A 366-nucleotide genomic window follows, 5' to 3' on the forward strand; every position below is an offset into this window, starting at 1 on the left:
CGGTCTCACCCTGAACAGCAGTGGTTTGCTGAGCGGCACGCCGACGGCGGGGGGCAGTTTCATCCTGACCGTGCAAGCGGCCGATGCGCATTTGTTTACCGGCACGCAAAGCTATACCATCGTCGTTTCCTCGGCCACGCTCAGCCTGACGCCGGCCACCTTGCCCAATCCAACGGCGGAAGCGCCTTACACTGCTACCCTGACGGCAGCAGGCGGCACGGCGCCCTACACATTTAGCGTCAGCAGCGGCAGCCTGCCTGCCGGCTTGAGCCTGAACACGGCCACGGGCGTGCTGTCCGGCACGACGAACGTGGCAGGCAGCTTCACCTTCAGCCTGCGCGCCAGCGACAGCAGCACGGGCGTGGG

General features: G+C 66.1%; 1 protein-coding gene. It reads left to right on the plus strand.

Annotated features, from left to right (window positions below; genetic code table 11):
- On the plus strand, positions 1–366 hold a 366-nt coding region (locus K0F85_RS28395), incomplete at both ends, for a putative Ig domain-containing protein (protein ID WP_219119139.1).

This window comes from Janthinobacterium sp. UMAB-56, assembly GCF_900095265.1.
Classification (GTDB): Bacteria; Pseudomonadota; Gammaproteobacteria; order Burkholderiales; family Burkholderiaceae_D; genus Janthinobacterium.